The 26,001-nt window shown below is 72.7% G+C and carries 22 protein-coding genes; 7 read left to right on the top strand and 15 right to left on the bottom strand.

From position 1 onward, the window contains the following. Positions 1-9: 9 nt before the first annotated feature. Positions 10-429 (top strand): pyrimidine utilization protein C, encoded by a 420-nt coding sequence (gene rutC / locus MKK60_RS23705; RefSeq protein WP_243988807.1) that lies wholly within the window; start codon positions 10-12, stop codon positions 427-429. Beyond that, complete coding sequence (rutD, locus tag MKK60_RS23700) at positions 429-1,196, top strand: pyrimidine utilization protein D (RefSeq protein ID WP_243988806.1); 768 nt, start codon at positions 429-431, stop codon at positions 1,194-1,196. Before rutC ends, rutD begins: the two co-directional genes overlap by 1 nt. Here the strand turns inward: rutD and MKK60_RS23695 are convergent. After that, positions 1,165-3,018: an adenine deaminase C-terminal domain-containing protein gene (locus tag MKK60_RS23695; RefSeq protein WP_243988805.1), complete on the bottom strand. Its 1,854-nt coding sequence runs from the start codon at positions 3,016-3,018 to the stop codon at positions 1,165-1,167. The two genes, rutD and MKK60_RS23695, sit on opposite strands and share 32 nt — an antisense overlap. Before the next feature lie 108 nt (positions 3,019-3,126). Between MKK60_RS23695 and hydA the strand changes: the two genes are divergently transcribed. Continuing rightward, positions 3,127-4,536, top strand: coding sequence for a dihydropyrimidinase (gene hydA, locus MKK60_RS23690; protein WP_243988804.1), 1,410 nt, complete (start codon positions 3,127-3,129; stop codon positions 4,534-4,536). A 3-nt stretch (positions 4,537-4,539) separates the two neighbouring features. Here hydA and MKK60_RS23685 read toward each other — a convergent pair whose 3' ends face one another. The 11 genes from MKK60_RS23685 to MKK60_RS23635 all read right to left on the bottom strand — a co-directional run bounded on the left by MKK60_RS23685 (position 4,540) and on the right by MKK60_RS23635 (position 19,367). Continuing rightward, positions 4,540-7,458, bottom strand: coding sequence for a molybdopterin-dependent oxidoreductase (locus MKK60_RS23685; protein ID WP_243988803.1), 2,919 nt, complete (start codon positions 7,456-7,458; stop codon positions 4,540-4,542). Further along, positions 7,455-8,276 carry an FAD binding domain-containing protein gene (locus MKK60_RS23680; protein WP_243988802.1) on the bottom strand — a complete coding sequence of 274 codons (822 nt, stop codon included), beginning with the start codon at positions 8,274-8,276 and terminating at the stop codon, positions 7,455-7,457. Before MKK60_RS23680 ends, MKK60_RS23685 begins: the two co-directional genes overlap by 4 nt. Positions 8,277-8,318: 42 nt before the next feature. Continuing rightward, positions 8,319-9,338: a biotin-dependent carboxyltransferase family protein gene (locus MKK60_RS23675; RefSeq protein ID WP_243988801.1), complete on the bottom strand. Its 1,020-nt coding sequence runs from the start codon at positions 9,336-9,338 to the stop codon at positions 8,319-8,321. Further along, positions 9,335-10,090, bottom strand: a complete 756-nt coding sequence (locus MKK60_RS23670; protein WP_243988800.1) for a 5-oxoprolinase subunit B family protein — start codon at positions 10,088-10,090, stop codon at positions 9,335-9,337. Before MKK60_RS23670 ends, MKK60_RS23675 begins: the two co-directional genes overlap by 4 nt. Before the next feature lie 4 nt (positions 10,091-10,094). Further along, positions 10,095-10,856 (bottom strand): 5-oxoprolinase subunit PxpA, encoded by a 762-nt coding sequence (locus MKK60_RS23665; protein ID WP_147843867.1) that lies wholly within the window; start codon positions 10,854-10,856, stop codon positions 10,095-10,097. A 217-nt stretch (positions 10,857-11,073) separates the two neighbouring features. Further along, positions 11,074-12,624, bottom strand: a complete 1,551-nt coding sequence (locus tag MKK60_RS23660; protein ID WP_243945486.1) for a Do family serine endopeptidase — start codon at positions 12,622-12,624, stop codon at positions 11,074-11,076. Positions 12,625-12,786: 162 nt separating this feature from the next. Next, the gene (locus tag MKK60_RS23655) at positions 12,787-13,482 is read right to left on the bottom strand and encodes a DUF2459 domain-containing protein (RefSeq protein ID WP_243988799.1); all 696 of its coding nucleotides are present in this window, start codon (positions 13,480-13,482) and stop codon (positions 12,787-12,789) included. 3 nt (positions 13,483-13,485) lie between these two features. Further along, positions 13,486-16,227, bottom strand: a complete 2,742-nt coding sequence (locus tag MKK60_RS23650) for a valine--tRNA ligase (RefSeq protein WP_243988798.1) — start codon at positions 16,225-16,227, stop codon at positions 13,486-13,488. A 93-nt stretch (positions 16,228-16,320) separates the two neighbouring features. Next, a complete protein-coding gene (locus tag MKK60_RS23645; RefSeq protein ID WP_243988797.1) occupies positions 16,321-16,896 on the bottom strand; it encodes a PopZ family protein in 576 nt (191 codons plus the stop codon). 198 nt (positions 16,897-17,094) lie between these two features. Beyond that, positions 17,095-18,516: a TolC family outer membrane protein gene (locus MKK60_RS23640; protein ID WP_243988796.1), complete on the bottom strand. Its 1,422-nt coding sequence runs from the start codon at positions 18,514-18,516 to the stop codon at positions 17,095-17,097. 194 nt (positions 18,517-18,710) lie between these two features. Next, complete coding sequence (locus MKK60_RS23635; RefSeq protein ID WP_147729888.1) at positions 18,711-19,367, bottom strand: protein-L-isoaspartate O-methyltransferase family protein; 657 nt, start codon at positions 19,365-19,367, stop codon at positions 18,711-18,713. Between the two features lie 335 nt (positions 19,368-19,702). Between MKK60_RS23635 and MKK60_RS23630 the strand changes: the two genes are divergently transcribed. Beyond that, complete coding sequence (locus tag MKK60_RS23630; protein WP_409567448.1) at positions 19,703-20,965, top strand: PQQ-dependent sugar dehydrogenase; 1,263 nt, start codon at positions 19,703-19,705, stop codon at positions 20,963-20,965. After that, on the top strand, positions 20,962-21,531 hold the full coding sequence (locus MKK60_RS23625) for a c-type cytochrome (RefSeq protein ID WP_243938315.1): 570 nt from the start codon (positions 20,962-20,964) through the stop codon (positions 21,529-21,531). Before MKK60_RS23630 ends, MKK60_RS23625 begins: the two co-directional genes overlap by 4 nt. Positions 21,532-21,539: 8 nt before the next feature. Here the strand turns inward: MKK60_RS23625 and MKK60_RS23620 are convergent, their stop codons facing one another. Further along, positions 21,540-22,046 (bottom strand): GNAT family N-acetyltransferase, encoded by a 507-nt coding sequence (locus MKK60_RS23620; RefSeq protein WP_243988795.1) that lies wholly within the window; start codon positions 22,044-22,046, stop codon positions 21,540-21,542. A gap of 39 nt (positions 22,047-22,085) precedes the next feature. Further along, positions 22,086-23,282, bottom strand: a complete 1,197-nt coding sequence (locus MKK60_RS23615) for an MFS transporter (RefSeq protein ID WP_243988794.1) — start codon at positions 23,280-23,282, stop codon at positions 22,086-22,088. A 138-nt stretch (positions 23,283-23,420) separates the two neighbouring features. Here MKK60_RS23615 and MKK60_RS23610 point away from each other — a divergent pair, with 138 nt between their 5' ends. Together MKK60_RS23610 and MKK60_RS23605 are read left to right on the top strand one after the other, a co-directional pair. Next, complete coding sequence (locus MKK60_RS23610; RefSeq protein WP_147860107.1) at positions 23,421-24,194, top strand: helix-turn-helix domain-containing protein; 774 nt, start codon at positions 23,421-23,423, stop codon at positions 24,192-24,194. A gap of 20 nt (positions 24,195-24,214) precedes the next feature. Then, a complete protein-coding gene (locus tag MKK60_RS23605; RefSeq protein WP_243988793.1) occupies positions 24,215-24,829 on the top strand; it encodes an NIPSNAP family protein in 615 nt (204 codons plus the stop codon). A 10-nt stretch (positions 24,830-24,839) separates the two neighbouring features. On the opposite strand, the gene MKK60_RS23600 is transcribed toward MKK60_RS23605, so the two are convergent. After that, the gene (locus MKK60_RS23600; protein ID WP_147843590.1) at positions 24,840-25,943 is read right to left on the bottom strand and encodes a microcin C ABC transporter permease YejB; all 1,104 of its coding nucleotides are present in this window, start codon (positions 25,941-25,943) and stop codon (positions 24,840-24,842) included. Positions 25,944-26,001: the final 58 nt, after the last annotated feature.

Raw genomic sequence — 26,001 nt, 5'->3', positions numbered from 1 at the left:
CCGAACACAATGCCCAAGACCGTCGTGATCCCGCCCGGCACCGGCAAGCCCCTGGCGCCCTACGTGCCCGGAACCCTGGCCGACGGCGTGCTCTACGTCTCGGGCACGCTGCCGCTCGACGCCGACGCCAACGTCGTCCATGTCGGAGACGCCTCGGCCCAGACCCGCCACGTGCTCGAGACGATCAAGGGCGTCGTCGCGGCCGCCGGCGGGACCATGGACGACGTGACCTTCAACCACGTCTTCCTGAAGGACTGGGCCAACTACGCGGCGATCAACGCGGTCTATGCCGAATACTTCCCCGGTGAGAAGCCGGCGCGCTACTGCATCCAGTGCGGGCTGGTGAAGCCGGACGCGCTGGTCGAGATCGCCTCTGTGGCGCATGTCGGCAGGCCGGTCGGCGCGCTTGCCGTCGACACCTCGGTCTGATGCCGGTCCATCACGACGTCGCCGGCGACGGCGCGCGGACCGTCCTGCTCTCGCCGGGGCTCGGCGGGATGGCGGGCTACTTCGCGCCGCAGATGCCCGCGCTGGTTCCGCACTTCCGCGTCCTGACCTACGACCATCGCGGCACCGGCCGCTCGAAGGGCCCGCTCGAGCCCGGCCACGACACCGCGGCGATGGCGGAGGACGCGCTGTCGGTCCTCGACGCCACCGGCACCACGAGGGCGGACGTCGTCGGGCACGCGCTCGGCGGGCTGATCGCGCTGCAATTGGCGCTCAACCACCCGACGCGCGTCGGGCGCATCGTCGTGATCAACGGCTGGGACGCGATCGATTCCGCGACGCTGCGGTGTTTTTCCGCCCGCAAGGCGCTCCTGAACCATGCCGGCCCCGAGGCCTTCGTCCGCGCGCAGGCGATCTTCCTCTATCCCGCCCCGTGGCTGTCCGAGAATGCCGCGCGGGTGGCGGCGGACGAGGCGCATGCACTGGCGCATTTCCCCGGGCCCGAGACGGTGCTCGCGCGGATCGGCGGGCTGGAGCGCTTCACCCTGGCCGGTCGGCTCGGCGCGATCCCGCACGAGACCCTGGTGATGGCCGCCCGCGACGACGTGCTGGTGCCCTACACCGCGTCCGAACGCCTCGCCGCCGGCCTCGCCAAGGCCCGCCTCGACTTGGTGTCCGAGGGCGGCCACGCCCACAGCGTCACGCGGGCGGAAGCCTTCAACCGGACGCTGCTCGACTTCCTGCTCTGATTGGGCGGAAACTCTCCGAGGCCGGCTCGAACAGCGGCACCTGGCGCATCTCCGGCACCAGCACCAGGCCCCTGTCGGTGATGCGGATCTGCGGGATCACCGAGAGCGGGATCAGGTTGAAGCCCATGTAGGGGATGGTGCAGCCGGCCCGCTCCCAGGCGACCTTCAGGGCGCGGACCTCCTCGGCGACCGCGCCGACGCGCTTGTCCGAGAGCAGGCCCGCCACCGGCAGCGGCACCATCGCGACGACCGCGCCGTCCTCGACCACGCAGACCCCGCCCTGATGCGCCGCGATGGCGTCGACCGCGACCCGCATGTCGGCCTCGTTCAGCCCGGCGACGATGAGGTTGTGCGAATCGTGGCCGACGCTGCTCGCCACCGCGCCGCGCTTCAGCCCGAAGGCGCGCAGCAGCCCGTGCGCGGCGTGGCCGCCGAGCCCATGCCGCTCCACCACGGCGACGTGGCACAGATCGTTCTCGGCGAGCGTCGTCGGCCAGTCCGCGGAAGGCGTCAGGGCCACGCGCTCGTGGACGAGCTCGATGCCGGGCAGCGTCGTGCGGATCGCGTTGACGGTGCAGGGGGCTTCCGGCAGCGTCGGGATCAGCGACGGCACCGGCACCGGCAGGTGGACGGTGGCGTAGGCGCGCGCCGGGTAGCGGTAGGGGCGCGACAGGGCCGCGTCGAGGCGCGGCGTGATCGTGCGGTTCTCGACCACCAGCTCGCCGCCGTACCAGGTCGATTGCGGCACGAGGTCGTCGTCGAGCAGCACGAGGTCGGCCCGCCGGCCGCCGCCGAGGCCGCCGACCTCCCCGTCGAGGCCGTAGCGCGTCGCGGGGTGCAGCGAGCCCATCGACCAGGCCGCCGGCTTCGGGATGCCCATCCGCACCGCTTCGCGCACCACCCAGTCGAGCCCGTAGGCGAGGAGGTCCTCGGCGTCGCGGTCGTCGGTGCAGCAGCAGACTCGCTTCCAGGCGGCGCCGTAATCGACCACCGTGCCGATCGCCTTCGGCAGCGAGTGCCACGGCGTCGTCGGCGGCCCGCCGCGCAGGAAGATCCAGATGCCGGCGTCGAGCAGGTCGTCGGCGATGTCGCGGTCGATCGCCTCGTGGGTGTCGGTGACGCCGGACGCGGCGTAGGCGGCGACGAAGTCGCGGCCGTAGATGTGGCCCGAGACCGGGCGCCCGCGCGACAGCGAAGCCGCGATGATCGCGTGGGCGCGGGGATCGCCCTCGGCGACCGCGACGAAATCCATCTTCTCGCCCAGGCCCAAGGCCTCGGGCCAGGCGTCGAACAGGGCGGCGATCTTCTCGGCGGTGAGGTCGCCGCCGGCGGTCTCCAGCTCCGGCGTCGTCGCCGGCACCGTGCTCGGCACGGTGAGGTAGATGTTGAGCGCCGCCGCGCGGGCATCCTCCAGCATCCAGGCGACGCCGTCGGCATCGAGCACGTTGCCGATCTCGTGGCTGTCGCAGACGATCGTCGTCGTGCCGTTCAGAAGTGCCGCCTCGGCGTAGGCGCAGGCGGTGATCATGCTGCTTTCGATGTGCAGGTGCGGGTCGACGAGGCCCGGCGCGATCAGCCCGCCGGCGGCATCGAACCGCGCCGCGCCGCCGCGATGGCTGCCGGCGGGTTTCACCGCGGCGATCCGGCCGCCCGCGATCCAGACCTCGCGCTCGGGCAGGATGCGGTCGGAATAAGTCGAGAGCACCCGCGCGCCGGCGATCACGAGGTCCGGCTCGGCCCGGCCCGACGCCACGTCGGCGAGGCGGCGCGTCATCTGCGCGAGCGGCGCGACGGAGAAGCGGTTGAGCGGCGCTGGGGACATCGGGTCGGACACTCTCGCGGGCGGATGGAGGCGATCCGGGCACGCATCGTGCCAGGGCGGCCGGACCGGTCGACAGGACCGAGGTTCCACCCGAGAGGCGGCGAAACCATGCCCGACTTCGATCTCGCGATCCGCGGCGGCACCGTCGTCACCGCCGCCGACACGCTGCGTGCCGAGATCGGCATCCGCGACGGCCGCATCGTCGCGGTGGCCGAGCGGGTGGCGGACGCGGCCCGGACCATCGACGCGTCCGGGCTGCTGGTGCTGCCGGGCGGCATCGACAGCCACGTCCACATCGCGCAGCCCTCGGGGCCCGGCATCGTCATGGCCGACGACTTCGCCTCGGCGACGCGGGCGGCCGCCGCCGGCGGCAACACCTGCGTGATGCCGTTCGCGTTGCAGCCGCGCGGCGGCTCCCTGCGCGCGGCGGCCGAGGCCTATCGCGGTCTGGCCGAGGGGCAATGCCACGTCGACGCGGCGATCCACCTGATCGTCTCGGACCCGACCGAGGCGGTGCTCGGGCAGGAGCTGCCGGCGCTGATCGCCGCCGGCTACACCTCGTTCAAGGTCTTCATGACGTACGACGACTTGGTCCTGAACGACCGGCAGATCCTCGACGTGTTCGACGTCGCCCGGCGCGAGGGCGCCCGCGTGATGGTCCATGCCGAGGGCTACGACGCGATCCGCTACCTCGGCGAGCGCCTGGAGAAGGCCGGGGAGACCCGGCCCTTCGGCCATGCGCTGTCGCGGCCGCAACCGGTCGAGCGCGAGGCGGCGCATCGGGCGATCAGCCATGCCGAGCTGGTCGACCTGCCGATCGTCATCGTCCACGTCTCGGGCGAGCAGGCGATGGAGCAGATCGCGTGGGCGCAGGCGCGCGGCCTGAAGATCCATGCCGAGACCTGCCCGCAATACCTGACGCTGACGGCCGAAGACATGAAGGGGATCGGCGACGACCCGATGTCGGGCGCGAAGTACGTCTGCTCGCCGCCGCCGCGGGATGCCGCGAGCCAAGCGGCGATCTGGTCCGGCCTGCAGCGCGGGATCTTCGACGTGGTCTCCTCCGACCATTGCCCGTTCCGCTACGACGACCCCCAGGGCAAGCTCAACCCGCGCGCAAGAACCTCCTTCCGCTGGATCCCGAACGGCATCCCCGGCATCGAGACCCGGCTGCCGGTGCTCTTCTCCGAGGGCGTGTCGAAGGGGCGGATCTCGCTGAACCAGTTCGCGGCGCTCACCGCGACGAACCACGCCAAGCTCTACGGCCTGTATCCGAAGAAAGGCTCGATCGGCCCCGGCTTCGACGCCGACCTGACCCTGTGGGACCCAAACCGCCGCGAGACGATCACGCAGGCGGCGCTCCATCACGGCGCCGACTACACCCCCTGGGAGGGGTTTTCGGTGACTGGCTGGCCGGTGATGACGATCGCGCGCGGGCAGGTCGTCGCCGAGGACGGCCGGGTGCTGTCCGTGCCGGGCCAGGGCCGCGTGCTCGACCGGAGCATCGTGCCGGGCTGAAGGTCAGGCCGCCCCGACATCCCGAAAAATCCGGTCCGGCGCGAACGGCGTCGCGGTGAGCCGCGCGCCGGTCGCGTCGCGGATCGCGTTGGCGAGCGCCGGGGCGACCGGGTTGAACGGGCTCTCGCTCATCGATTTCGCGCCGAGCGGGCCGATGCTGTCGTGGGTGTCGGCGAACAGCACCTCGGTCGCCGGCACGTCGGCGCAGGCCGGGATGTGGTAGTTCCGGAACGTCTGGGTGATCACGCGGCCGGCCTCGTCGAGACGCACGTCCTCGTACAGCGCCGCGCCGAGGGCCTGCGCGACGCCGCCCTCGACCTGCCCGCGGCACTGCATCGGGTTGATCACGCGGCCGGCATCGGCCGCGTGGACGCTGCGCAGGATCCGGACCTCGCCGGTCCCCGGATGCACGGCGACCCGGAACGCCTGGACGTTGAAGGCGACCGAGCGCGGCGAGCCGTCGGCCCGGCCTTTCGCTTCGAGCGGACCCTCGGCGATGAGGTCGGCCAACGCGATGCGGCCCCCCGGAACGATCACGTGGTCGCCCTCGAGGCGGCAGTCGGCGGTCGCGGCGCCCGCCTGCGCCGCCGCCCGGGTCAGGATCGCGCGCGCGAGCGCCTCCGCCGCGTTCAGCGTCGCGCGCCCCGCCACGACGATGCCGGTGCTGCCGTAGGCGCCGGTGTCGTGGCCGACCGCGTCGGTGTCGGAGGCGCGGATGCGGATGCGGTCCGGCGCGGTGCCGAGGGCGGTCGCCGCGATCTGCGCATGCACGGTGGTGGTGCCGTTGCCGAACTCCGCGGTGCCGACGGACAATTCGTAGAGCGCGGGCGCGACGGGCGAAGCGCGGGTCCCTCCCCCCTCTGCGGGGGAGGGTGGGCCTCGCGTCAGCGAGGGTCGGGAGAGGGGAGCGACAGTGCCGGAAGCGGCGCTCCCCTCTCCCCCCCTGCTGCGCAGGGTACCCTCCCCCGCAGAGGGGGGAGGGAAAAGGTGGGCCCGATCGCGTCCGTCGTCCGCGCGCAGCGCGATCCGCGCGTCCGAAAAATGCCCGCGCGGGGGGATCGTGTCGATCATCGCCATCGCCATGCCCTCGCCGACACGCCAGCCCTCCGGAGCCGGGTCGCCGCCGGGGGCCGCCATCGCGCGCTCGGCGAGGTCGAGGCACTGGTCGAGGCCGTAGCTGCCGTATTCGACGTCGTGTGGCTCCAGGCTGGTCGAGACCATCGGGTCGCCGGGCCGCACCGCGTTGCGGCGGCGCATCGCGTAAGGGTCGAGGCCGAGGTCGCGGGCGAGCTCGTCCATCGCCGATTCGACGGCGAAAATCGTCTGGCTGAGGCCGTAGCCGCGGAAGGCGCCGGCCGGCAGGGTGTGGGTGTAGACGGCGTAGCCGTCGACGCGCTTGTTCGGGCAGCGATAGGCGCCGATCACCTCGTTGGTGCCGTGGTGGAGCACGCCGCCGGCATGGTTGCCGTAGGCCCCGGTGTTCGAGACGACGTCGAGCTGGATCGCGGTGAGCGTGCCGTCGGCTCGCGCGCCGAGCTTCACCCGGACCCGCATCGGATGGCGGGTGGTGGTGGCGGTGAACTGCTCCTGGCGGGTGAGCTCCCACTTCACCGGGCGCCCGGTGCGGAGCACCGCCAGCGCGACGAGGTCCTCGGTGAGCATCTCCTGCTTGCCGCCGAAACCGCCGCCGACGCGGGCCGCCATCACCCGCACCTGCGATCGGTCGAGGCCGAACAGCGTGCAGAGCGCGTCGCGGGTCAGGAACGGCACCTGCGTCGAGGAGCGGATCACGAGGCGGCCGTCCGCGTCCCGCCAGCCGATCGCGCCGTGGGTCTCGAGATGGGCGTGCTGCACCCGCTGCGAGAGGTAGGTGCCCTCGTGGATGCGGTGCGCCTCGGCAAAACCCGCCTCGACGTCGCCGACCAGGCCGTGGGCCTCGGCCGCGAGGTTCGGACGCGACGGGTGGGGCGGCGCGTCCGCGCCCGGCTCGATCGACGCGTGGACGAGGGGGGCGCCGGGCTGCATCGCGGCCACCGGATCGAACACAGCCGGCAACGCCGCGTAGGTGATCCCGAGCGCTCGCACGCCGGCCTCGGCCGCGGCTTCCGTCTCGGCGACCACCGCGGCGACGCGCTGGCCGACGAAGCGGACGGTGTCGTCGAGCACGCGGGTATCGGGCGCGTCGTCGGCCGGGTTCTCGTGCCGGCCGGTGGAGAAACGCAGGTTCGGCACGTCCGCATGGGTGAGCACCGCGACGACGCCCGGGAGCGCCAGGGCGGCCGCGCGATCGATCGCGACGATCCGCGCGTGCGCGTGGTCTGAGCGCAGCACCCGCATGTGCAGCAGGCCCGGCATGGCGAGGTCGAAGGTGTAGCCAGCGCGGCCCGACACGATGTCCGGCGCCGCGGGCGCCGGCACGCTGCGCCCGATCGGGTCGCTCGCAGTCGCCGCCTCGGCCGAGGCGATGCCGGCGATGGCGTCGCGGATGGCGCGGTAGCCGGTGCAGCGGCAGAGATTGCCCTTCAGCGCCGCGCCGAGGTCGCGCTTCTGGCCCTGGTCGAGGGACGCCGCCGTCATGATCATCCCGGGCGTGCAGAAGCCGCACTGAAAGCCCTGGGCCGCGACGAAGGCCGCCTGCATCGGGTGCAGCGGGTCCGGCGCCTGATCCGGCACCCCCTGCCCCGGCCGGCACGGGCCGGACAGCCCCTCGATGGTGGTGACGCTGCGCCCCTCGGCCCGGAACGCCGGCAGCAGGCAGCTGTGGATCGGCTCGCCGTCGAGGTGGACCGTGCAGGCGCCGCAATCGCCGGCGTCGCACCCCTTCTTGACGCCGAACCAGCCCTGCTCGCGCAGCAGCGTGCGCAGGCACTGGCCGGGACGCGGCGCCACCTCCTCGGCATGGCCGTTGACGACGATCCTCATGCGCCCTCGCTGAGCTCGGCCCGGATCTCCTCGGCGAGCAGGCCGGTGACGTGGTGGCGCCAATCCGGCGCGCCGTGCACGTCGTCGTACCAGAGCGCGTCGTCGATCCGCGTTGCGATCGCGTCGGCGAGGTCGCGGGCGCTCGGCGGTGCCGAGAAGACGAGGCGCACCGGGCGGCGGGTCGAGGCCGTGACGGTGACGACGCGCGTGCCGTCGGCGTCCCGCGTGCCGATCAGCAGGGCGCCGGAGCGGCCGTTCGGGCTCAGCGAGATCCGTCGGAAGGCCGCGCGCCGCTTGAGGGCCGAGGCCGGCATGTCGAGGCGCAGCAGGACCTCGTCCGGGGCGAGCGCGGTCGCCTGCGGCCCGAGCACGAACTCGGCCACCGCCATCCGGCGCTCGCCGCCCGCGCTGGTGCGGATGGTGCAGACGCCGTCGAGCGCCACGGCGAGCGCGCTCATCGGCCCGGCGGGCAGCGCGAGGCAGAGGTTGCCGCCCACGGTCGCCCTGTTCCAGATCTTGAACGACCCGAGCAGCGCCCGGCAGCTCTGCCCGACGAGCGGCGCGGCGATCCAGGCGGGCGGCAGCTCGATCCGGTCCAGCTCGGCGATCGTGCAGGTGGCCGACAGGCTCAAGCCCGCTTCGGTGGCCGCGCTCGGCGGAAGCGCCAGGGCGGTGAGGTCGATCAGCCGCGCGAGATGCGGCTGCGGCTCCGAGAACAGCCAGGTGCCGCCGGCGAGCCACGCGTCGCCCGTGCGCCAGCCCGGCAGCGAGCCGGGCTCCTGCGGGGTGAGGACCGAGCTGATCGTATCGAGATCCATGCGGCTGCGCCCAAGCAAGTCTTCGTCCAACCGCCTGCGCGATCAGCGGCGTGCGTCGACGACGCCGTCCACGAGGTTGAGGCCGAGCAGCAGCTCGGACGGGAATGCGGTGCGGACCACCGGCTCCATCCGGATCTCGCGCGCGAGGCACGCGGCCTCCGCCCTGCGGGCCGCGACGGCGTCCGCGATCGAGACCGCGGCGAAGCGCAGCCGGGTGCCGGCCTGGGCCTGGGCGAGCCGCCCGAGGTCGGGGCCGATCACCGTGGCGATCTTCGGGTAGCCGCCGGTCGATTGCCGGTCGGCCATCAGCACGATCGGCAGCCCCTCGCCCGGCACCTGGATCGCGCCCATGGCGATGCCGTCGGAGACGATGTCGTGGCCGCGTGCATGGGTCAGGCGCGGGCCGTCGAGGAAGCAGGCCATGCGGTCGCCGCGCCCGGCGACCGTCCACGGGCCGTCGAGGAACGCCGCGATCTGGTCCGCCGCGAAGGCGTCGTCCTGCGGTCCGAGCACGACGCGGATCGTGTCGGCCGGCCGGTCGAGCCAGGGCGCGACCAGGGCCTGCGGATCGCCGGCGCCGGCGCGCGCCGCGTCGATCGCGAGGCTGTCGCCGGCCGCCAGCGCGCGGCCATCGAGGCCGCCGAGGCCGGACCGGGTGTGGGTCGCGGTCGAGCCGAGCACCGGCGCGACGGCGATGCGTCCGCACACCGCGAGGTAGCACCATGCCCCGGCCGAGCCCGCCCGCACCGCGAGCGTCCGGCCGGGCTCCAGCGTCAGCGCGACGGCGGCCGGCAGCGCCTGGCTGTCGAGGGCGATGCGGAAGCTCGTGCTCGCCAGGACGAGACCGAGCGGGCCGCCCTCCGCCGCGACAGTGATGCCGCCGGCCGAGACCTCGATCGCCGTGGCGCCGGGCGGGTTGCCGGCGGCGCGGTTGGCGGTGTCGAAGGCGAGCGCGTCCATCGGCCCGGCAGAGGTGATGCCGTAGCGCAGGTATCCGTGGCGCCCGGCATCCTGCAGCGTCACGCTCGGCCCGGCGGCGAGGATCGCGAGGCGCGGGCTCACGGCGCCGGGTCCCCGGCATAGGCTTCGCGCCGGGCCACGACCTCGCCGGCTGCGGCGCGCCGCTCCAGGGCCGAAAAGGTCGCGGCGTCCACCGGCGCGAAGCGGATGCGGTCGCCGGCGGCGACCGGGAAGGTCTCGTCGCGCTCGGGCACGTAGAGCCGGGCCGGGGTCCGCGCGATGACGTACCAGCCGGTCGGCATCGGCACGGTGCCGATTGCGGCGAGCCCTCCGCCGACGAGGAGCGCGTTGGCCGGATGCGGCGGGCGGGGCTTTGCCCGGCGCGGCACCGCCAGTTCCCTCGGCAGGCCGCCGAGATAGGCGAAGCCCGGCGCGAACCCGTACATGTAGACCCGGTAGGTCGCCCCCGCATGCAGGCCTGCCACCCGCTCCGCGGAAAGGCCGGTGCGCTCGGCGATGGCGGCGACGTCCTCGCCGCAGGGCTCGCCCGCGCTGGTCTCGGCGTAGCAGCAGGGCAGCGTCCAGAGCGTCGGCGCGGCCCGGCCCGCACCGGCAGCGTCCGCGAGCGCGACGACCCGCGCGGCGAGCGCCGCGCGATCGAGCACGAGCGGATCGTAGTGCATCATCAGCGAGCGGTAGGTCGGCACGGTCTCGCGGAGGCCGGCGGGCGGGTCGGCGCGCAGGGCGTCGTCGAGCGCCAGCACCCGGTCGTTGATCGCCGGATCGACCGCGCTGCCGAACTCGGCGACGAGGGCCGCCTCCCCGGCATCGAGCAGGCGCGGAGGGGGTTCCACCTCTTCAGGCCCGGAACGGGGCGAGGCGGATGCCGGCGCCCTCGAGCCGGTCGCGCACCGCCCGGGCGGTGGCGACCGCGTGCGCGGAATCGCCGTGGACGCAGACCGAGCGGATCGGCGTCGGCAGGCGGGTGCCCTGCGCGGTGACGATCGCGCCGGCCTCCACCATGGCGAGGACGCGGCCGGCGGCCTCCTCCGCGCCGTCGATCATCGCCCCGGGCCGGCCGCGGGCGATCAGCTGGCCGTCCTCGGCGTAGCCCCGGTCGGCGAAGATCTCCTGGTGGACCTCGAGGCCCGCCGCCTCGCCGGCCGGCACCTGCGCCGTCAGCGCGATGGCCAGCAGCGCCAGGTCGCGGTCGACCGCGCGCACGGCCCGGGCGATCGCGTCTGCGACGTCGCGCTCGGCGGCTGCGAGGTTGGCGAGCGCCCCGTGCGCCTTCACGTAGGCGATGCGATGGCCGGCATAGGCCGCGAGCGCCTGGGCGGCGCCGATCTGATAGGCGACGAGGCGCTCGATCTCGGGCGCGGTGAAGGGCATCCGCCGCCGCCCGAACCCCCAGAGGTCGGGAAAGCCCGGATGGGCACCCACGGCGACGCCGTTCGCCTTCGCCCGCGCGAAGGTCTCGGCCATGATCTCCGGGTCGCCCGCATGCATCCCGCAGGCGACGTTGGCCGAGGTGACGATGGCGAGCATCGCCGCGTCGTCGCCGCAGGCATAGGCGCCGAAGCCCTCGCCGAGATCGGAGTTCAGGTCGACGCTCGCCATCCGGTCGCGGATCCCGTGGAGTTCGCGGAGCCGACTATAGCGCGCCCGGAAACGGATTCCGAAGCAGGCCCCGGCCGATCCGGTTCAAGATCCGTTCCATCGGCGCGAGCGAGCGGTCACGACGAGACGGCACCGGCCGAACGCGTCCGCGTCCTGCCGATGCCGTGCGTGGGTCGATCGGGATCGCCGGGGGCGAGGCCCCGGCGCGCGTGTCGGATCAGCCGTCGTTCTTGGTCAGCGAGATCGCGACGAAGCGGGTCACGCCCTTGCTGCTCTTCACCCGCATCAGCACCGCCTTGCGCCCGCTGGATTCGGCCGTGCGGATCTGCTCGGCGACCTCCGAGGGGCGGGTCACGCTCTTGCCGGCCACGTCGAGGATGACGTCGCCCTGCTCGATGCCCTTGGCGGCGGCCGGACCGTCCGGATCGACCTGGACCACCGCGACGCCGCTGTCGGACAGGCCGACCTCCGCCGCCGGCGCCAGGCTCAGCCCGAGCCGCGGCTGGCCGCCGGCCATGCCGGTGTCCGAGGAGGCCACCTTCGACCCGTCGGTCGGGAGCGCGCCCAGCGTGATCGTCGCGTTGTCGGACTTGCCGCCGCGGAGATAGGCGATCTCAACCTTGGCGCCGGGCTTCAGCCCCGCGATCTTGCGGGACAGCTCCTTGGCGTCGTTGATCGGGTTGCCGTTGACCGACTCGATCACGTCGCCGGACTTGAGGCCGGCCTTGGCCGCCGGCGTGCCGTCCTCGGCGTGATCGATCAGGGCGCCCTTCGGCTTGGCCATGCCGAGCCCCTCGGCGATGTCCTGCGTCACCGGCTGGACCTGCACGCCGAGATAGCCGCGGGCGACCTTGCCGTCGGTCTTGAGCTGATCGACCACCGCCTGCACGGTCTCGGCGGGGATGGCGAAGGCGAGGCCGACGCTGCCGCCCGACGGCGAGGCGATGGCGGTGTTCACGCCCACGACCTCGCCGTTGACGTTGAAGGTCGGGCCGCCGGAATTGCCCTTGTTGATCGGCGCGTCGATCTGCAGGAAGTCGTCGTACGGGCCGGCGCCGATGTCGCGGCCGCGGGCCGAGACGATGCCGGCGGTCACCGTGCCGCCGAGGCCGAACGGGTTGCCGATCGCCACCACCCAGTCGCCGACCCGCGGGGCCGCCTTGCCGAACTGGACGTAGGGGTAGCTGCCGGAATCCTTGATCTTCAGGAGCGCGATGTCGGTCTTGGAATCCTTGCCGATCACCTTGGCGTCCAGCGTCCGGCCGTCGTCGAGCGTCACCTGCACGGTCTTGGCGTGGTCGACGACGTGGTTGTTGGTCACGACGTAGCCGTCGGCGGAGATGATGAAGCCGGAGCCGACGGCGCCGCGCGGGCCCTGGTGCTGCGGCTGCATGCCGGGCGGTCCACCGTTCGGGCCGTTCTGGCCGAAGCGCTTGAAGAACTCGCGCAGCTGCGGCGGAACGTTCTGCAGGTTCTGGCCCTGCTGGCCGCTCGGGCCGTCCTCGTCGTCGCTGGACGCGGAGTCGTCGAGCTTCACCTTCACCGAGACGACGCCCGGCTTCACCTTGTCGACGATGTTGGCGAACGAGCCCGGCGGGTGCTCCGGCGCGGCGATCGGGGATTGCGGCAGCGCCTGGGCGAGGGCCGGCGTGGCGGCCGGCAGATAGCCGCTGCCGAGGGCGCCGCCCGCGATGAGGGCGGCGGCGGCGACCGAGGCCAGGGCCCGGCGGCTGGTGCGGGCGGTGGTGCGGGTCTGCGGAACGGACATGCGACAAGTCTCCGGGGACATCTTCGGCGCCGCCGGCTCGGCGGGCGATGACCCTGTCCTAAGGCCCGGCGCCTCACCCGCCCGTGACGGGCGCATTACCGTTTCGACAGGTTGGCCGGACGCCGCCGGGCCGACGACGGCGCGCGCAGCGTGGCGCGAGCGTCACGGGACCGCCGTCGCGCCGGAGCGCCATTCGAGATCGAGGATGAGCCCGCGCGGCAGCGTCGCGAGCACCGGCGCGACGGGCAGGCCGGCCGCGTTGACGAGGCCGGCGGTCCAGTGGTTGCACACGTTGGTCCAGGAGAACCGGCCTGCGCCCCGGTAGAACAGGCTCGGCCCATAGAGGCCGGGGCCGACGTCGACCGGATGGCCGCCGGCGAGCGCGAAGCCGGCTTCCAGCCGCGCGAGGAGCTTTTCCAGCCCGGCGGCCGAGACCGGGATCGCCAGGATGTCGGCGTGCGGAAAGCTCGCGCGCGGGTTCGCGTCGAGGCCGACCACCTGGATCACGCCGTCGCTGCCGCCGGGCGTGAACAGGGCGCCGAGCGCCAGCCGCCAGTCGAACTCCGCCAGCGTCGGCGTCGCCGCGTAGAACCGGGCCTCGCCCCAGCCGAACTCGAGCGTCGGGTAGGCGCGGAACCGCACGGCGATGTCGCGGAGCGCCGGCCCCGCCCCCGGCCCCGTCAGCGCCGCGACTGGAAGCGCGATCCCGCTGTGCCAACCGTGGCTGACCACGTGGATCACCTGCGGCGCCGCCTCCGCGGGCGGATAGAGGGCCGGGTCGCCCGGCCGCGCCGTGAGGATCACGGCAAGGACGAGCGCTCCGACGATGCCGGCCAGCGCCTTCGCCAGCCGGCGCAAGGCTCAGGACGCCGGGTCGCTCAACCGCGCCAGCGCCTCCTGAAGCTTGGCCAGCCGCTCGGCCTCGGCCTCGCGCCGCTCGCGGCTCTCCTCGATCACCTCCTCGGGGGCGCGCGCCACGAAGTCGGCGTTCCCGAGCTTGCCGTCGAGCTTCCTGATCTCGCCCTCGGCCTTGGCGGCCTCCTTCTTCAGGCGCGCCACCTCGGCGCCGAGGTCGACGATGCCCTCCAGCGGCAGGGCCGCGACGCTGCCGCGGACCAGCAGTTGCACCGCGTTCTTCGGCGCGGCGTCGTCGAACCCGATCTCGGAGAGGCGGGCGAGGCGCACCAGCGTGTCGTGCCAGGCGCCGATCCGCGCCCGCACCGCCGCATCGGCCCCGACGATCACCAGCGGAACCTGCGCGCCGGCCGGAACCCCGGTCTCGGAGCGGGCCGAGCGCACCTCGGAGACGAGGTCGACCACGAAGCCGATCTCGGCCTCGGCCTCGGCATCCGCCAGCCCCGACAGGTCGGGCCAGGGCTGGAGCGTGAGCAGGCCGCGATTGGGCAGCGCCGCGCCCTTGATCGCCCACAGCTCCTCGGTGAGGAACGGCATGAACGGATGCAGCAGCTTCGCGATCTGGTCGATCAGGAAGGCGATGGTCGCTTGCGTCTCGCCCTTCAGCGCCGGGTCGACGCCCTCGCCCTGGAGCACGGGCTTGGCCAGCTCGATCGTCCAGTCGCAGAAGATGTTCCAGACGAAGCGGTAGGCGGCGGCCGCCGCGTCGTTGAAGCGGTAGGCCTCCAGAGCGGCGGTGACCTCGGCGACGGCACGCGCGGCCTCCCCGAGCGCCCAGCGGTTCAGCGGCTCCCGCACCGCCTTCGGATCGAAGGCGGGATCGAGGGCGCAGCCGTTCATCTCGGCGAAGCGCGCGGCGTTCCAGAGCTTCGTCGCGAAGTTGCGGTACCCTTCCACGCGGGCCGGGCTGAGCTTGATGTCGCGCCCCTGCGCGGCGAGCGCCGTCAGGGTGAAGCGCAGCGCGTCGGCGCCGTACTGGTCGATCAGCCCGAGCGGGTCGACGACGTTGCCCTTCGACTTCGACATCTTGGCGCCGGAGGCGTCGCGCACCAGCGTGTGCAGGTAGACCGTGTCGAACGGGACCTCGTCGGTGACGTGCAGGCCGAGCATCATCATGCGGGCGACCCAGAAGAACAGGATGTCCTTGCCGGTCACCAGCGTGTTGGTCGGGTAGTAGCGCGCGAGCTCGGCGGTCTTCTCCGGCCAGCCCAGCGTCGAGAACGGCCACAGGGCGGAGGAGAACCAGGTGTCGAGGACGTCCTCGTCGCGGCGCAACGCGACCGGCGAGCCCTGCTTGGCCGCGGCCTGCGCCTCGGCTTCCGCCTCGCTGCCGGCGACGTAGGTGCCACCCTCCGCGTCGTACCAGACCGGGATCTGGTGACCCCACCAGAGCTGACGCGAGATGCACCACGGCTCGATGTTCTCGAGCCACTGGAAGAAGGTCTTCTCGGAATTCTCCGGCACGAAGCGCGTGCGCCCGTCGCGCACCGCCTGGAGCGCGCGCTCGGCCAGCGGCTTCACGTTCACGTACCACTGGTCGGTCAGGTAGGGCTCGATCACCACGCCCGAGCGGTCGCCGTGCGGGACGGCGTGGGTGTTGGCCTCGATCTCGCGCAGGCGGCCCGCCGCCTCCATCAGCGCGACGACGGCCTTGCGGGCTGCGAACCGGTCGAGGCCGTGGAGGGCCAGCGCCTCCGCATCCGGGTTCGCGTCGGCCAGGAAGTCGGCGTTGCCGTCGAGGGCGATCCGCGCCTCGCTGTCCAGGATGTTGATCGGGCGGCAGCCGTGGCGACGGCCGACCTCGAAGTCGTTGAAGTCGTGCGCGGGCGTGATCTTGACCGCGCCGGTGCCCTTCTCGGGATCGGAATAGTCGTCGGCGACGATCGGGATCAGGCGCCCGACCAGCGGCAGGCGCACGTGCTTGCCGACGAGCGCGGCGTAGCGCTCGTCCTCGGGGTGGACGGCGACGGCCGTGTCGCCGAGCATGGTCTCGGGGCGCGTCGTTGCGACCGTGATGATGTCGCCCGTCTCGATGCCGGCCGCGTCGACCACCGGATAGTCGAAGTGCCAGAGGTGGCCCTTCACCTCGACCTGCTGGACCTCGAGGTCCGAGATCGCGGTCTGGAACTTCGGGTCCCAGTTCACGAGGCGCTTGTCGCGGTAGATCAGCCCCTGCGCGTGCAGGTCGACGAACACCTTCGTGACCGCGCGGACCATCTGCTCGTCGGGCGCGCCGCGCTCGCCCATGGTGAAGCGCTCGCGCGACCAGTCGCAGGAGGCGCCGAGCCGCTTCAACTGCGAGACGATGGCGCCGCCCGATTCCGCCTTCCAGGCCCACACCTTGTCGAGGAAGGCCGCGCGGCCGATCTCGCGGCGGCCCGGCTCCTGCGCCTCCATCATGCGGCGCTCGACCACCATCTGCGTGGCGATGCCGGCATGGTCCATGCCCGGCTGCCACAGCACGTCGCGGCCGCGCATCCGCTCGAAGCGGGCGAGGATGTCCTGCAGCGTGTTGTTGAGGGCGTGGCCGATATGCAGCGAGCCCGTCACGTTGGGCGGCGGGATGACGATGCAGTACGGCTCGGCACCGGCCCGGTCGGGCCGCCCGGCGCGGAACGCGTCGGCGCTCGTCCACGCGGCGCTGGCGCGCGCCTCGGCGCCGGCCGGGTCGAAGGTCTTGTCCATCATGGGCGGGCGATCGCGGGTCCATCTCGAGAATTTCGAGCCCGCTTTCAACCCGTCACGGGCCTCCCGTCAACACGGGCGGCGACACGCGCGACCTCAGCGGCCGCGGGCGACCCGCTCGATCTCGACGCGCACCAGCCGCTCGACCATCACCGGCAGGTTGTCGTCGAGCCAGGCCTTGAGCATCGGCTTCAGCATGTCCTGGACGAGGTCTTCCAGGCTGCGCGCGTTCTGGCATGACACCGTGTTGGCGAGCAGGTTGAAGGCCTGGTTGACGCTGGCGCCGGCCGCGGACGAGATCAGCCCGGGCTCCGGCGCGGGGTCGGGCCTGCGCGCCGGCTCCGGCGCGGCGGCCCGCGGCGCGGGGGCCGGCTCGGGCTCGGGCTCCGGCTCCATCGCGTCGAAATCGATCGCGTCGAAATCGAGCGTTTCGAGCTCCAGCGGCACCGGCTTGGCGGCCGGGCGCGGCGGCGGCGCGGGTTCTTCCATCTCGGCAAGGTCGAGCACGTCGTCGTTCTCGTGCGAGGGGGGGCGAACCGCGGCCGGCTCGGGCGGCTTCACCGCCTGATCGTCGGCGATGATCCGGCGGATCGACGCCAGGATCTCCTCCATGGAGGGCTCGTGCGCCTTCTCCGCCGCCTTGTCCTGGATCTTGGGGCTCGCTGCACTCATCCGGACGGCGCTCGAGAGGGTTGGGAGGAACGAAAAACGGCTGTCGAATGGAGTATTCCACGCCGCGTGCACGCGACAAGCGCAGCCGGAGCACAGTCCTCGGGAAATCACCCGCCGGGCGCCGTTATTCCGCCTGCCCGTATTCCGCTTGCCCGCGCCCGCCCGAACCCTCGGGTCGCGGGCGCGAATCACGGCGCCTCAGCGGCCGTCCGGCGAGCGGACGCCGTACCAGAGATCCTTGACCTGGTCGTAGTGGACCTTGGCGCTGTAGACCGCCACCGGCACCGCGGTGTAGCGCACCGTCAGCCGGCCGATCGCCTGGACCACGCCGTAGGAGAAGATCACCCGGTCGCGCTGGGCGGTGATCAGGTTCACGCGGGCATTGAGCAGTTCCTGCTGCGCGTTGAGCACGTCGAGGGTCGTGCGCTGCCCGACGCGGGCTTCCTCGCGGACGCCGTTCAGCGCGACCTCGTTGGCCTGGACCTGGGCCTGGGCGGCGATCACCTGTGCCTTGGCGGCCTCGAGCCGGCCCCAGAAGTCGACCACCTGCGCGCGGACCTGATCGCGGACGAGGTCGGCCTGGATGCGGGTCTGGCCCACGACTTCCTTCTGCTGGCGGATCTGTGCGTATTCCTGGCCGCCCTGGTACAGCGGGATCGTCACCCGCCCGACGATCGACGCCGACACGAAGTTGTCGCCGGGGAAGGTCTGGTCGTAGCGCTGCTGCACGCTGCCCTGCAGGCCGACGGTCGGATACAGCGCGGCCTCGAGCACCTTGACCTGCGCCTCGGCCGCGTCGACCGCGTGCAGCGCCGAGAGGATCTGCGGATGCTCCTGCAGGCCGATCGCAATCGCCGAATCGAGGTTGGCCGGCACGTAGCGGTCGAGCGGGCGGCCCGGGGCGAGCTGGCGCGGCTCGACGCCGATGTTCTGGCGATAGGTGCCGATGCTGGTGCGCAGGGCCGATTCCGCGACGCTGACCTGCGAGCGGGCGCCGGCGAGGCGCGCCTCGGCCTGGGCGACGTCGGTGCGGGTGACCTCGCCGACGTTGAAGCGGTCGCGGGTCTGGCGGAGCTGCTCCTCCAGCACCTCGACGTTGTTGCGGTTCAGCTCCAGCGTCGCGGTGTTGCTGAGCACGTTCATGTAGGACTGCACGCCGCCGTACAGCACCGACATCTCGGTGGAGCGCAGGCTCTCGCGCTGGCTGTAGACGTTCGACTCGGCGCGGCGGGTGTTGTTGTCGGTCTGGAACCCGTTGAACAATGTCTGGTTGACGGTGAGGCCCGCACCGCCCGGCGTCGTCGTCTGCGCGAGCTGCGCACCGGAGACGCGGCCTTCGAGGTACTGGGAGCCGATGTCGGCGCTGATGCTGGCGGTCGGGCGATAGCCGGACTTCGCGATCGCGACGCCCTCGTCGGTCGCGCGGACGCCGGCGCGGCTGGAGTTGAGCTGCGGGTTGCCGCCGTAGGCCTTGGCGAGCGCCGATTCCAGCGTCTCGGACGCTGCCGGACCGGCCGTCAGCCCGGCGGCGACGGCGAGGCCGGCCAGCCGAAGCGCGGGGCGCGTCGCAGGTTTGCGTTGTGTCACGTCGATCAGCCCTTGCGGTTTCTCGAAGACCATCTTGCCCGTCTTGCGACGGCCACGGCGCATGAGCACCGGCCCGGTCACGCCCGCCCCGGGGCAGACCTTAACCCATTCACGAAGACGTGGCCCAGGGCGAGGACGGCCCATCCCTCGAATCGTCGGGACGTGGCGCATAAAAGCGACACCTCCCCCGCGCGATCGGAGCGCGGTTCCGAGAGCGCGCCGAGCGCTCAGAACGCGAAGCCAGCCTCTTCGCGGAACGCCGCCAGGCCCGGAAGCGCCGCGTCGAACAGCGGGCGTGCGCCGAAGGCGTCGCCGGCGCGGACGAACAGGGTCGCCTTGGCGGACTTGTCGCGACCGAGGACGCAGACGAGGCGGCCCTCGTCCTTCAGCTGGTCGAGCAGCGCCTGCGGGCGCACCTCGACGCGGCCGTTGATCAGGATCGCGTCGTACGGGCCGGCCTTCGGCAGGCCGGCGGCGAGGGGCCCCTCCACCACCTCGACCTGCGTCCCGTCGAGGCGCTCGCGCGCCGCCTCCGCCAGGGCGGGGTCCGATTCGAGGGCGGTGACCCGGCCGCCGAGGCGCGCCATCACGGCGGCGGCGTAGCCGTATCCGGTGCCGACATCGAGCGCCCGGACGCCGCCGCCGATGCGCAGCGCCTGGATCATCCGCGCGAGCAGCATCGAGGCCGGCATGTAGCGCAGGTCGCCGTCGCTGCCGCCGAGCTTCAGGTTCTGGTCGATGTAGGCGAAGGGCTCCGCCCCCGGCGGCACGAAGTTCTCGCGCGGCACCGCGTCGAACGCGTCCAGCACCGCGATGTCGTTCACGTCGAAGGTCCGGAGCTGGCAGTCGACCATCAGGCGTCGGGCCTGCGCGTAATCGAGCATGGAGACGGGTTCCTCGACGCGGTTCGAACGAGCCGGTTCCGCGAGACGCCCGCCGAGGCCGCGCTCACGCTTCCGGATCAGCCGGTTTCTCGGGGATCGGGTGCCAAAAGGCAAGGTTGCGCCGGGCGGGCCGCCGGCCCGCGAACCGGTTCGGTGAGACATCCGCGCCCGCTCGACATGCCGCAGCGGCGCCGGGATGCAACCGGTGGTGACGGTGCGGGGAACCTGTTTCCCGGGGCGCTCGCCTTCGCCGATCGGAGCGTGAATAACGGATCCGATGACGAGCGGGAGCCGGCGCGACGCGCCGAGATCCCGCCGAGCCCGGGAGACGCCGCGTGACACCCGTCCTGAGCCGAAGCCTCGCCGCGCTGGCGTTGACGACCTGCCTCGCCGCGCAAGGCGCCCTGGCGCAGCAGCCGGCGAGCCGCGCCCCGGCTGCCACCGCCCCCGCGGCCCCTGCCGTCGACAAGGGCTCCGCCCTCTACGGGCGCCCCGAGGGCGGGGACGCCGCCAAGCTCGCACCGATCTCCGGGCCGCCGCTCGCGACGCCGCTGGCGAAGCTCCCGCTCGACAAGCTGACGGTGCCCGACGGCTTCAAGATCGAGGTCTATGCCAGCGGGCTCGCCAACGCCCGCTCGATGCGCCAGAGCCCGGACGGGACTCTGTTCGTCGGCACCCGCGCGGTCGGCAAGGTCTACGCGATCCCGGCGAAGGTCGGGCCTGACGGCAAGCGCGAGGTCAAGACCATCGCCACCGGCCTGCACCGGCCGAACGGGCTCGCGTTCCACGACGGATCTCTGTTCGTGGCCGAGCTCTCGAAGATCTGGCGCTACGACGGCATCGAGGCGCATCTCGACGAGGTGCCGAAGCCGGTGCTGGTCTACGACGACCTGCCCAAGGACGAGGCGCACGGCTGGAAGTTCATCGCCATCGGCCCCGACGACAAGCTCTACGTCCCGGTTGGATCGCCCGGCAACATCACGATGCCGCCCGACACCCACGCCCAGATCCGGCGGATGGACCTCGACGGCAAGAACGTCGAGGTGATCGCCCGCGGGGTGCGCAACACCGTCGGCTTCGACTGGAACCCGATCACGAAGCAGCTGTGGTTCACCGACAACGGCCGCGACTGGGTGTCGGAGGACATCCCGAACGACGAGCTCAACGTGCTGACCGAGCCGGGCAAGCAGCATTTCGGCTTCCCGTACTGCCACCAGGGCACCTTCACCGATCCGGAATACGGCTGGGGCCATTCCTGCGCCGAGTTCACGGCGCCGGCGGCGCTGCTGGGCCCCCACACCGCCTCGCTCGGCCTGCGCTTCTACACCGGCGCCATGTTCCCGGCGGACTACAGGAACGCAATGTTCATCGCCCGGCACGGCTCGTGGAACCGAACGCGCAAGCTCGGCGGCGACGTGGTGGTGGCCCGCCTCGGTTCCGACGGCAAGGTCGCCTCGGTGGAGCCGTTCCTCTCCGGCTTCCTGCAGGACAACAAGTATGTCGGCCGCCCCGTCGACGTGCTGGTGGCTGACGACGGGGCGCTCCTGGTCTCGGACGACTACAACGGCGCGATCTACCGGATCAGCGCCGCGCAATGAGCCGCGCGATCGCCCCGGCCCTCCTCCTCGCGACGCTCCTCCTCGGGACGGCGACGTCCGCCCCGCTGGGGGAGCGGCTGGTGCCCTGCCTCGCCTGCCACGGCGAGCGCGGCACCTCCGGGACCGAGGGCGTGCCCTCGCTCGGCGGGCAGATGCCGGACTACGTCGTCACGCAGCTGTTCCAGTTCCGGGAGCGGCAGCGCGAGGCGCCGCCGATGAACGACATGGCGTCGGCTTTGTCCGACGACGACCTGCGCGGCTTCGCCGACGCGGTGGGCGCCCTGCCCGCACCGGTCCCTGCCGGCGGCCCGCCCGATCCAGCACTCCTCGCGCGGGCGCAGGCGCTGGTGTCCAAGCACCAGTGCAAGTCCTGCCACGGGGCCGAGCTGACCGGGCGCGACGCGCTCCCGCGCATCCGCGGCCAGCGCGAGGACTACCTCAAGGCGGCGCTCACGGCGTATCGCTCGAACGCCCGGCCCGGCTACGACCCGGCGATGAACGAGGTCGCGCAGACGCTGAAGGACGACGAGATCGCCGACCTCGCCGCCTACATCGCGCGGCTCTGAGCGAGGCTTCAGCCGGTGCGGATCGCCGCGACCGCCCCGCGGGCCGTGGCGAGGAAGCCCGGCTTCAGCTCGAGGGCGAGGAAGCGGGCCGGGTCGACCGGGCCGGGCAGGACCAGATGCTCGGCCAGCACCGGCGAGAACCCGAACCGGGCATAGAACGGCGCGTCGCCGACCAGGATCACCAGGCCCTCGCCGGCCGCCGTCGCCGTTGCGAGGCTCGCCCGCATCAGCGCCGTGCCGACGCCGCGCCCGGAGAAGCTCGGATCGACGGCGAGCGGCCCCAGCGCGAGGAAGCCGGCGCCGCCGGCCGTCACCGGCGCCATCCGCACCGAGCCGACGAGGAAGCTGCCGACCGAGGCCGTGACGCTGAGGTCGGCCCGGTGCGCCGAGCCCTCGCGCAGCCGGAACGCGGTGCGCGCGTAGCGCCCAGGCCCGAAGGCGCGGGCGTGCAGACGCTCGATGGCGTCGCCATCGTCGGGGTTCTCGGGGCGGATGACGAGGGAGAGGGCTGGCACGAGGTTCGGCGTAACAGGTTTCGACGGCGCCCGCAGCCGCTACGCGGCGGCGGCGAGAACGGGCTGCGCGTCGCTCCGCACCAGCCGGTAGAACCCGAACGCGGCGACCCAGATCAGGCCGCCGAAGGCCGCCGCCGTCCCGAGCACGAGGCCGAAGCCGCCACGGTCGTGCAGCAGGGCGATCAGGGGCACCACGAAGCCGCTCGCGGTGAAGCCCACGAAGTAGCGCAGGCTGTAGGCCTTCGCGCGCTGGTGCGCCGGGACGTAGCGCGCGATCATCGCGTCGTTGATGACGACCTGCCCGTAGATCGCGGCGATCGCCAGCACCAGCCCGAGCAGCAACAGGGGGCCGGAGGACGCCGCCGCGAGACCGAGGCCGAGCGGCTGCAGCACCGACAGGCCGAGGAACAGGCTCGGCAGGCCGAAGCGGTCGACGAGGCGGCCCATCAGCAGCTGGGTCAGCGCGCCGAAGACGAAGACCGCGGTGGCGATCGAGCCGATCAGGGTCAGCGACAGGGCCTGCCCGACGCCCTCGTCGATCACCTTCGGCAGCGAGATCGTGGTGACGTTGAAGGTGATGCCGCCGGCGAAGATCGCCACGCCGAACATCGCCAGAAGCGCCATCGGCCGCGTCACCGGGATGATTGCCGCCCCGCCGGCCTTGCGCGCCTCGCCGTCCCCGTCCCCCGGCACCATCGCGACGAAGGCGGTGCCGCAGGCGAGGCACACAAGGCCGGGCACCACGAAGGCGGCCTGCCAGCCGAGCGTCGTGGCGAGCAGCGCCGTCGCGCCCGAGGCGCTGGCGGCGCCGAAATTGCCCCAGACCCCGTTGATGCCGAGGTCGTGCCCGAGGCGCCGCGCGTGGGTGACCAGCATGGTCGAGCCGACCGGGTGGTAGATCGCCGAGGCGAGGCCGAGCACGCACAGCCAGATCACGAACGCGGTCGGCGTCGCGGCGCTGGCGACCCCGAGGCAGGACAGCCCGTAGCCGAAGAAGAACACAGCGAGCATGTTGCGCCGCCCGAAACGGTCGGCGAGCGAGCCCATCGGCAGCGAGCACAGCCCGAAGGCGACGAAGGCGCCGGTTGCGAGCCCGATCAGCTCGCCGTAGCCGAGGCCGGTCTGGCTCGCGATGGCGATCACCGCGGTCGGGTAGATCAGCAGCACGAAGTGGTCGAGGGCGTGCGCCACGTTGACGAAGCGCAGGGTGCGGCTGGAGAGATCGTCCGGGCTCATCGCGGCGTATCCTTCGGGACCGCCGCCTCATACCCTGACCCGCTGGACGGTGTCGGGCCGCAAATGTACGCTCCCGGGCCATTCTTCGACGCGCCCGTGCATGCGCGGACGGAAAGCGACCCTTTGCGAGGATGGGCCATGCCGCCGCGCTCGACCGATGCCGCCGACTACCAGGACGTGCCCCGGTCGGTCGCGGTGATGCCCAAGGCCTTCGCCGCCGCGAGCCGGACCGACCGGCACTTCCACCCGCGCGCACAGCTGCTCTACGCCACCGCCGGGTTGATGATGGCCTCGGCCGACGACGGCACCTGGGTCGTGCCCGAGGGGCACGCGCTGCTGATCCCGCCGCGGCTGCCGCATGCGGTCGCGATGCACGGGGCGGTGGCGATGTGCTCGGCCTATCTCGATCCGCGCGCCTTCGCCGTCCCGGATCGCTGCCGGGTGATCGCGGTGTCGCCGCTCCTCGTCGCGGCGCTGGCGGCGCTGGCCGAGGAGCCGGTGCTCTACGACGAGGCCGGCCGCGGCGGGCATCTCGCCGCCCTGGTGCTCGACGAGATCGGCCGGGCCCCGGAGACGCCGCTGGCGCTTCCGCTGCCGCGCGACGCGCGCCTGCGCCGGGTCTGCCTCGGGCTGATCGAGGATCCGGGCTCGGCCGACGACCTCGATGCCTGGGCGACGCGCGCGGGCGCGAGCCGGCGCACGCTGACCCGCGGGTTCCGCCAGGAGACCGGTCTCAGCTTCGGCGATTGGCGCGCGCGGGCGCGGGTGATCCGCGCGCTGGCCCTCGCCGCCGACGGCCGCCCGGCCGGGCACGTCGCGGCGGCGGTGGGGTATCGCAGCCGCCACGCGCTGCGCGCGACGGTCGGGCGGGTGCTGGGCCCGCACGGCGCGCGGCCCCATATCCCCGGCTGATCAGCCGGAGGCCGATGGGCATGCTCTACGAACTTGCCGCGCTCTCATGCCCCCTGAACGCGCTCGATCGCGCCTCCGAGGGGGCGGCGGCCTGGGTCGGCGCGCCCGCGGCCGGCGGCAGCGTGCTCGGGAGCTGGCGCACCGAGATCGGGATGCTCGGCCGGCTCCTGGTCCTGCGCGGCTTCGAGGCGCCGGAGGCCATGAGCGCCGAGCGCCGTCGCGCCCTCATGAGCGCGAGCCCGTTCAACGCCGGCGGCGTCGCGACCGCCCTGGAGATGGACAGCTACGCCGCCTTTCCGTTCCTGCCGCCGGTGCGCACCGGCGCCCGCGGCGGCGTCTACGAGTTCCGCACCTACCGCCTGAAGCCGGGCGGCCTGCCGCCGACGCTCGACGCCTGGGAGGCGGCCGTGCCGCCGGCCAAGCCCTACACCGACCACCTCGTGACCAACCTGTACGCGCTCGACGGCGCGCCGCGGATCACCCACATCTGGGGCTTCCCGAGCCTGGGGGAGCGGGCGTCCCTGCGCCGCGCGGCGCAGGGCTCGGGGCACTGGCCGCCGAAGGGCGGCCCCGACCACATCGCCGAGGCCGTCTCCAGCATCGGCCTGCCCGAGGCCTGGTCGCCGCTGACCTGATCGTTGCCGCTCAGGTGGCGCGGGCGGAAAAGTCGATGCGCGGGTCGATCCAGACGTAGATCAGGTCGGAGAGCAGGTTCACCGCCAGCCCGAGCAGCGAGAAGATGTACAGGGTGGCGAACACCACCGGATAATCGCGCCCGACGATCGCCCGGAACGAGAGCTCGCCGAGGCCGTCGAGCGAGAAGATCGTCTCGATCAGCAGCGAGCCGGTGAAGAAGGCCGAGATGAACGCGCCGGGAAAGCCCGCGATGACGATCAGCATCGCGTTGCGGAAGACGTGGCCGTAGAGCACCCGTCGCTCCGACAGGCCCTTCATCCGGGCGGTGAGCACGTACTGCTTGCGGATCTCGTCGAGGAACGAGTTCTTGGTCAGCAGCGTCGAGGTCGCGAAGGCGCCGATCACCAGGGCGGTCAGCGGCAGCACCATGTGCCAGGCGTAGTCGCCGATCTTCTGCCAGGTCGAGAACGTCTCCCAGCCCTCGCTGGTCAGCCCGCGCAGGGGGAACCACTGGAAGAACGAGCCGCCGGAAAACAGGATGATCAGCATCAGCCCGAACATGAAGCCCGGCACGGAGTAGCCGACGATGACGACGAACGAGGTCCAGCGGTCGAAGCGGGCCCCGTCGGAGACCGCCTTGCGGATGCCGAGCGGGATCGAGATCGCGTAGGACAGGAGCGTCATCCACAGGCCGAGCGAGATCGAGACCGGCAGCCGCTCCTTGATCAGCTCGATGACGGTGACGTCGCGAAAGTAGCTGCGGCCGAAATCGAAGCGGACGTAGTCCCACAGCATCTTGGCGAAGCGCTCGGGCGCCGGCTTGTCGAAGCCGAACTGCTTCTCGAGCTTTGCGATGAAGTCGGGGCTCAGCCCCTGCGCCCCGCGGTAGCGCGAGCTCGCCTCGCCGCCCGAGGCCGGCCGGCTCGCGCCGCCGAGGTCGCCGGTGCCGCCGGTGACGCGCGAGAGCGTGCCGTCGCCCTGCCCCTGCATCTGCGCGAGCACTCGCTCCACCGGCCCGCCCGGGGCGAACTGCACGATGGTGAAGGTGATCAGCATGATCCCGAACAGGGTCGGGATCATCAGGCCGATGCGGCGCAGGATGTAGCCGAGCAACGAAGGTGTCTCCTGTGTCGCCGACGCCCCGAGGGCCGGGGCTCGGCGGTCCGGCGCC

This window comes from Methylobacterium sp. J-092 (assembly GCF_022829325.1).
Lineage (GTDB): Bacteria > Pseudomonadota > Alphaproteobacteria > Rhizobiales > Beijerinckiaceae > Methylobacterium.
Note: the sequence above shows the minus strand (reverse complement) of the source record. Positions and strands in the feature narration are given on the sequence as shown.

Bases quoted from the DNA above. Each gene is read 5' to 3' on its own strand.
- MKK60_RS23680 (WP_243988802.1), bottom strand. From the start codon at position 8,276: ATGGATCTCGATACGATCAGCTCGGTCCTCACCCCGCAGGAGCCCGGC.
- MKK60_RS23685 (WP_243988803.1), bottom strand. From the start codon at position 7,458: ATGAGGATCGTCGTCAACGGCCATGCCGAGGAGGTGGCGCCGCGTCCC.
- MKK60_RS23610 (WP_147860107.1), top strand. From the start codon at position 23,421: ATGCCGCCGCGCTCGACCGATGCCGCCGACTACCAGGACGTGCCCCGG.
- MKK60_RS23605 (WP_243988793.1), top strand. From the start codon at position 24,215: ATGCTCTACGAACTTGCCGCGCTCTCATGCCCCCTGAACGCGCTCGAT.
- MKK60_RS23695 (WP_243988805.1), bottom strand. From the start codon at position 3,018: ATGTCCCCAGCGCCGCTCAACCGCTTCTCCGTCGCGCCGCTCGCGCAG.
- MKK60_RS23640 (WP_243988796.1), bottom strand. From the start codon at position 18,516: ATGGTCTTCGAGAAACCGCAAGGGCTGATCGACGTGACACAACGCAAA.
- MKK60_RS23665 (WP_147843867.1), bottom strand. From the start codon at position 10,856: ATGGCGAGCGTCGACCTGAACTCCGATCTCGGCGAGGGCTTCGGCGCC.
- rutC (WP_243988807.1), top strand. From the start codon at position 10: ATGCCCAAGACCGTCGTGATCCCGCCCGGCACCGGCAAGCCCCTGGCG.
- MKK60_RS23660 (WP_243945486.1), bottom strand. From the start codon at position 12,624: ATGTCCGTTCCGCAGACCCGCACCACCGCCCGCACCAGCCGCCGGGCC.
- MKK60_RS23650 (WP_243988798.1), bottom strand. From the start codon at position 16,227: ATGATGGACAAGACCTTCGACCCGGCCGGCGCCGAGGCGCGCGCCAGC.
- rutD (WP_243988806.1), top strand. From the start codon at position 429: ATGCCGGTCCATCACGACGTCGCCGGCGACGGCGCGCGGACCGTCCTG.
- hydA (WP_243988804.1), top strand. From the start codon at position 3,127: ATGCCCGACTTCGATCTCGCGATCCGCGGCGGCACCGTCGTCACCGCC.
- MKK60_RS23645 (WP_243988797.1), bottom strand. From the start codon at position 16,896: ATGAGTGCAGCGAGCCCCAAGATCCAGGACAAGGCGGCGGAGAAGGCG.
- MKK60_RS23615 (WP_243988794.1), bottom strand. From the start codon at position 23,282: ATGAGCCCGGACGATCTCTCCAGCCGCACCCTGCGCTTCGTCAACGTG.
- MKK60_RS23625 (WP_243938315.1), top strand. From the start codon at position 20,962: ATGAGCCGCGCGATCGCCCCGGCCCTCCTCCTCGCGACGCTCCTCCTC.
- MKK60_RS23635 (WP_147729888.1), bottom strand. From the start codon at position 19,367: ATGCTCGATTACGCGCAGGCCCGACGCCTGATGGTCGACTGCCAGCTC.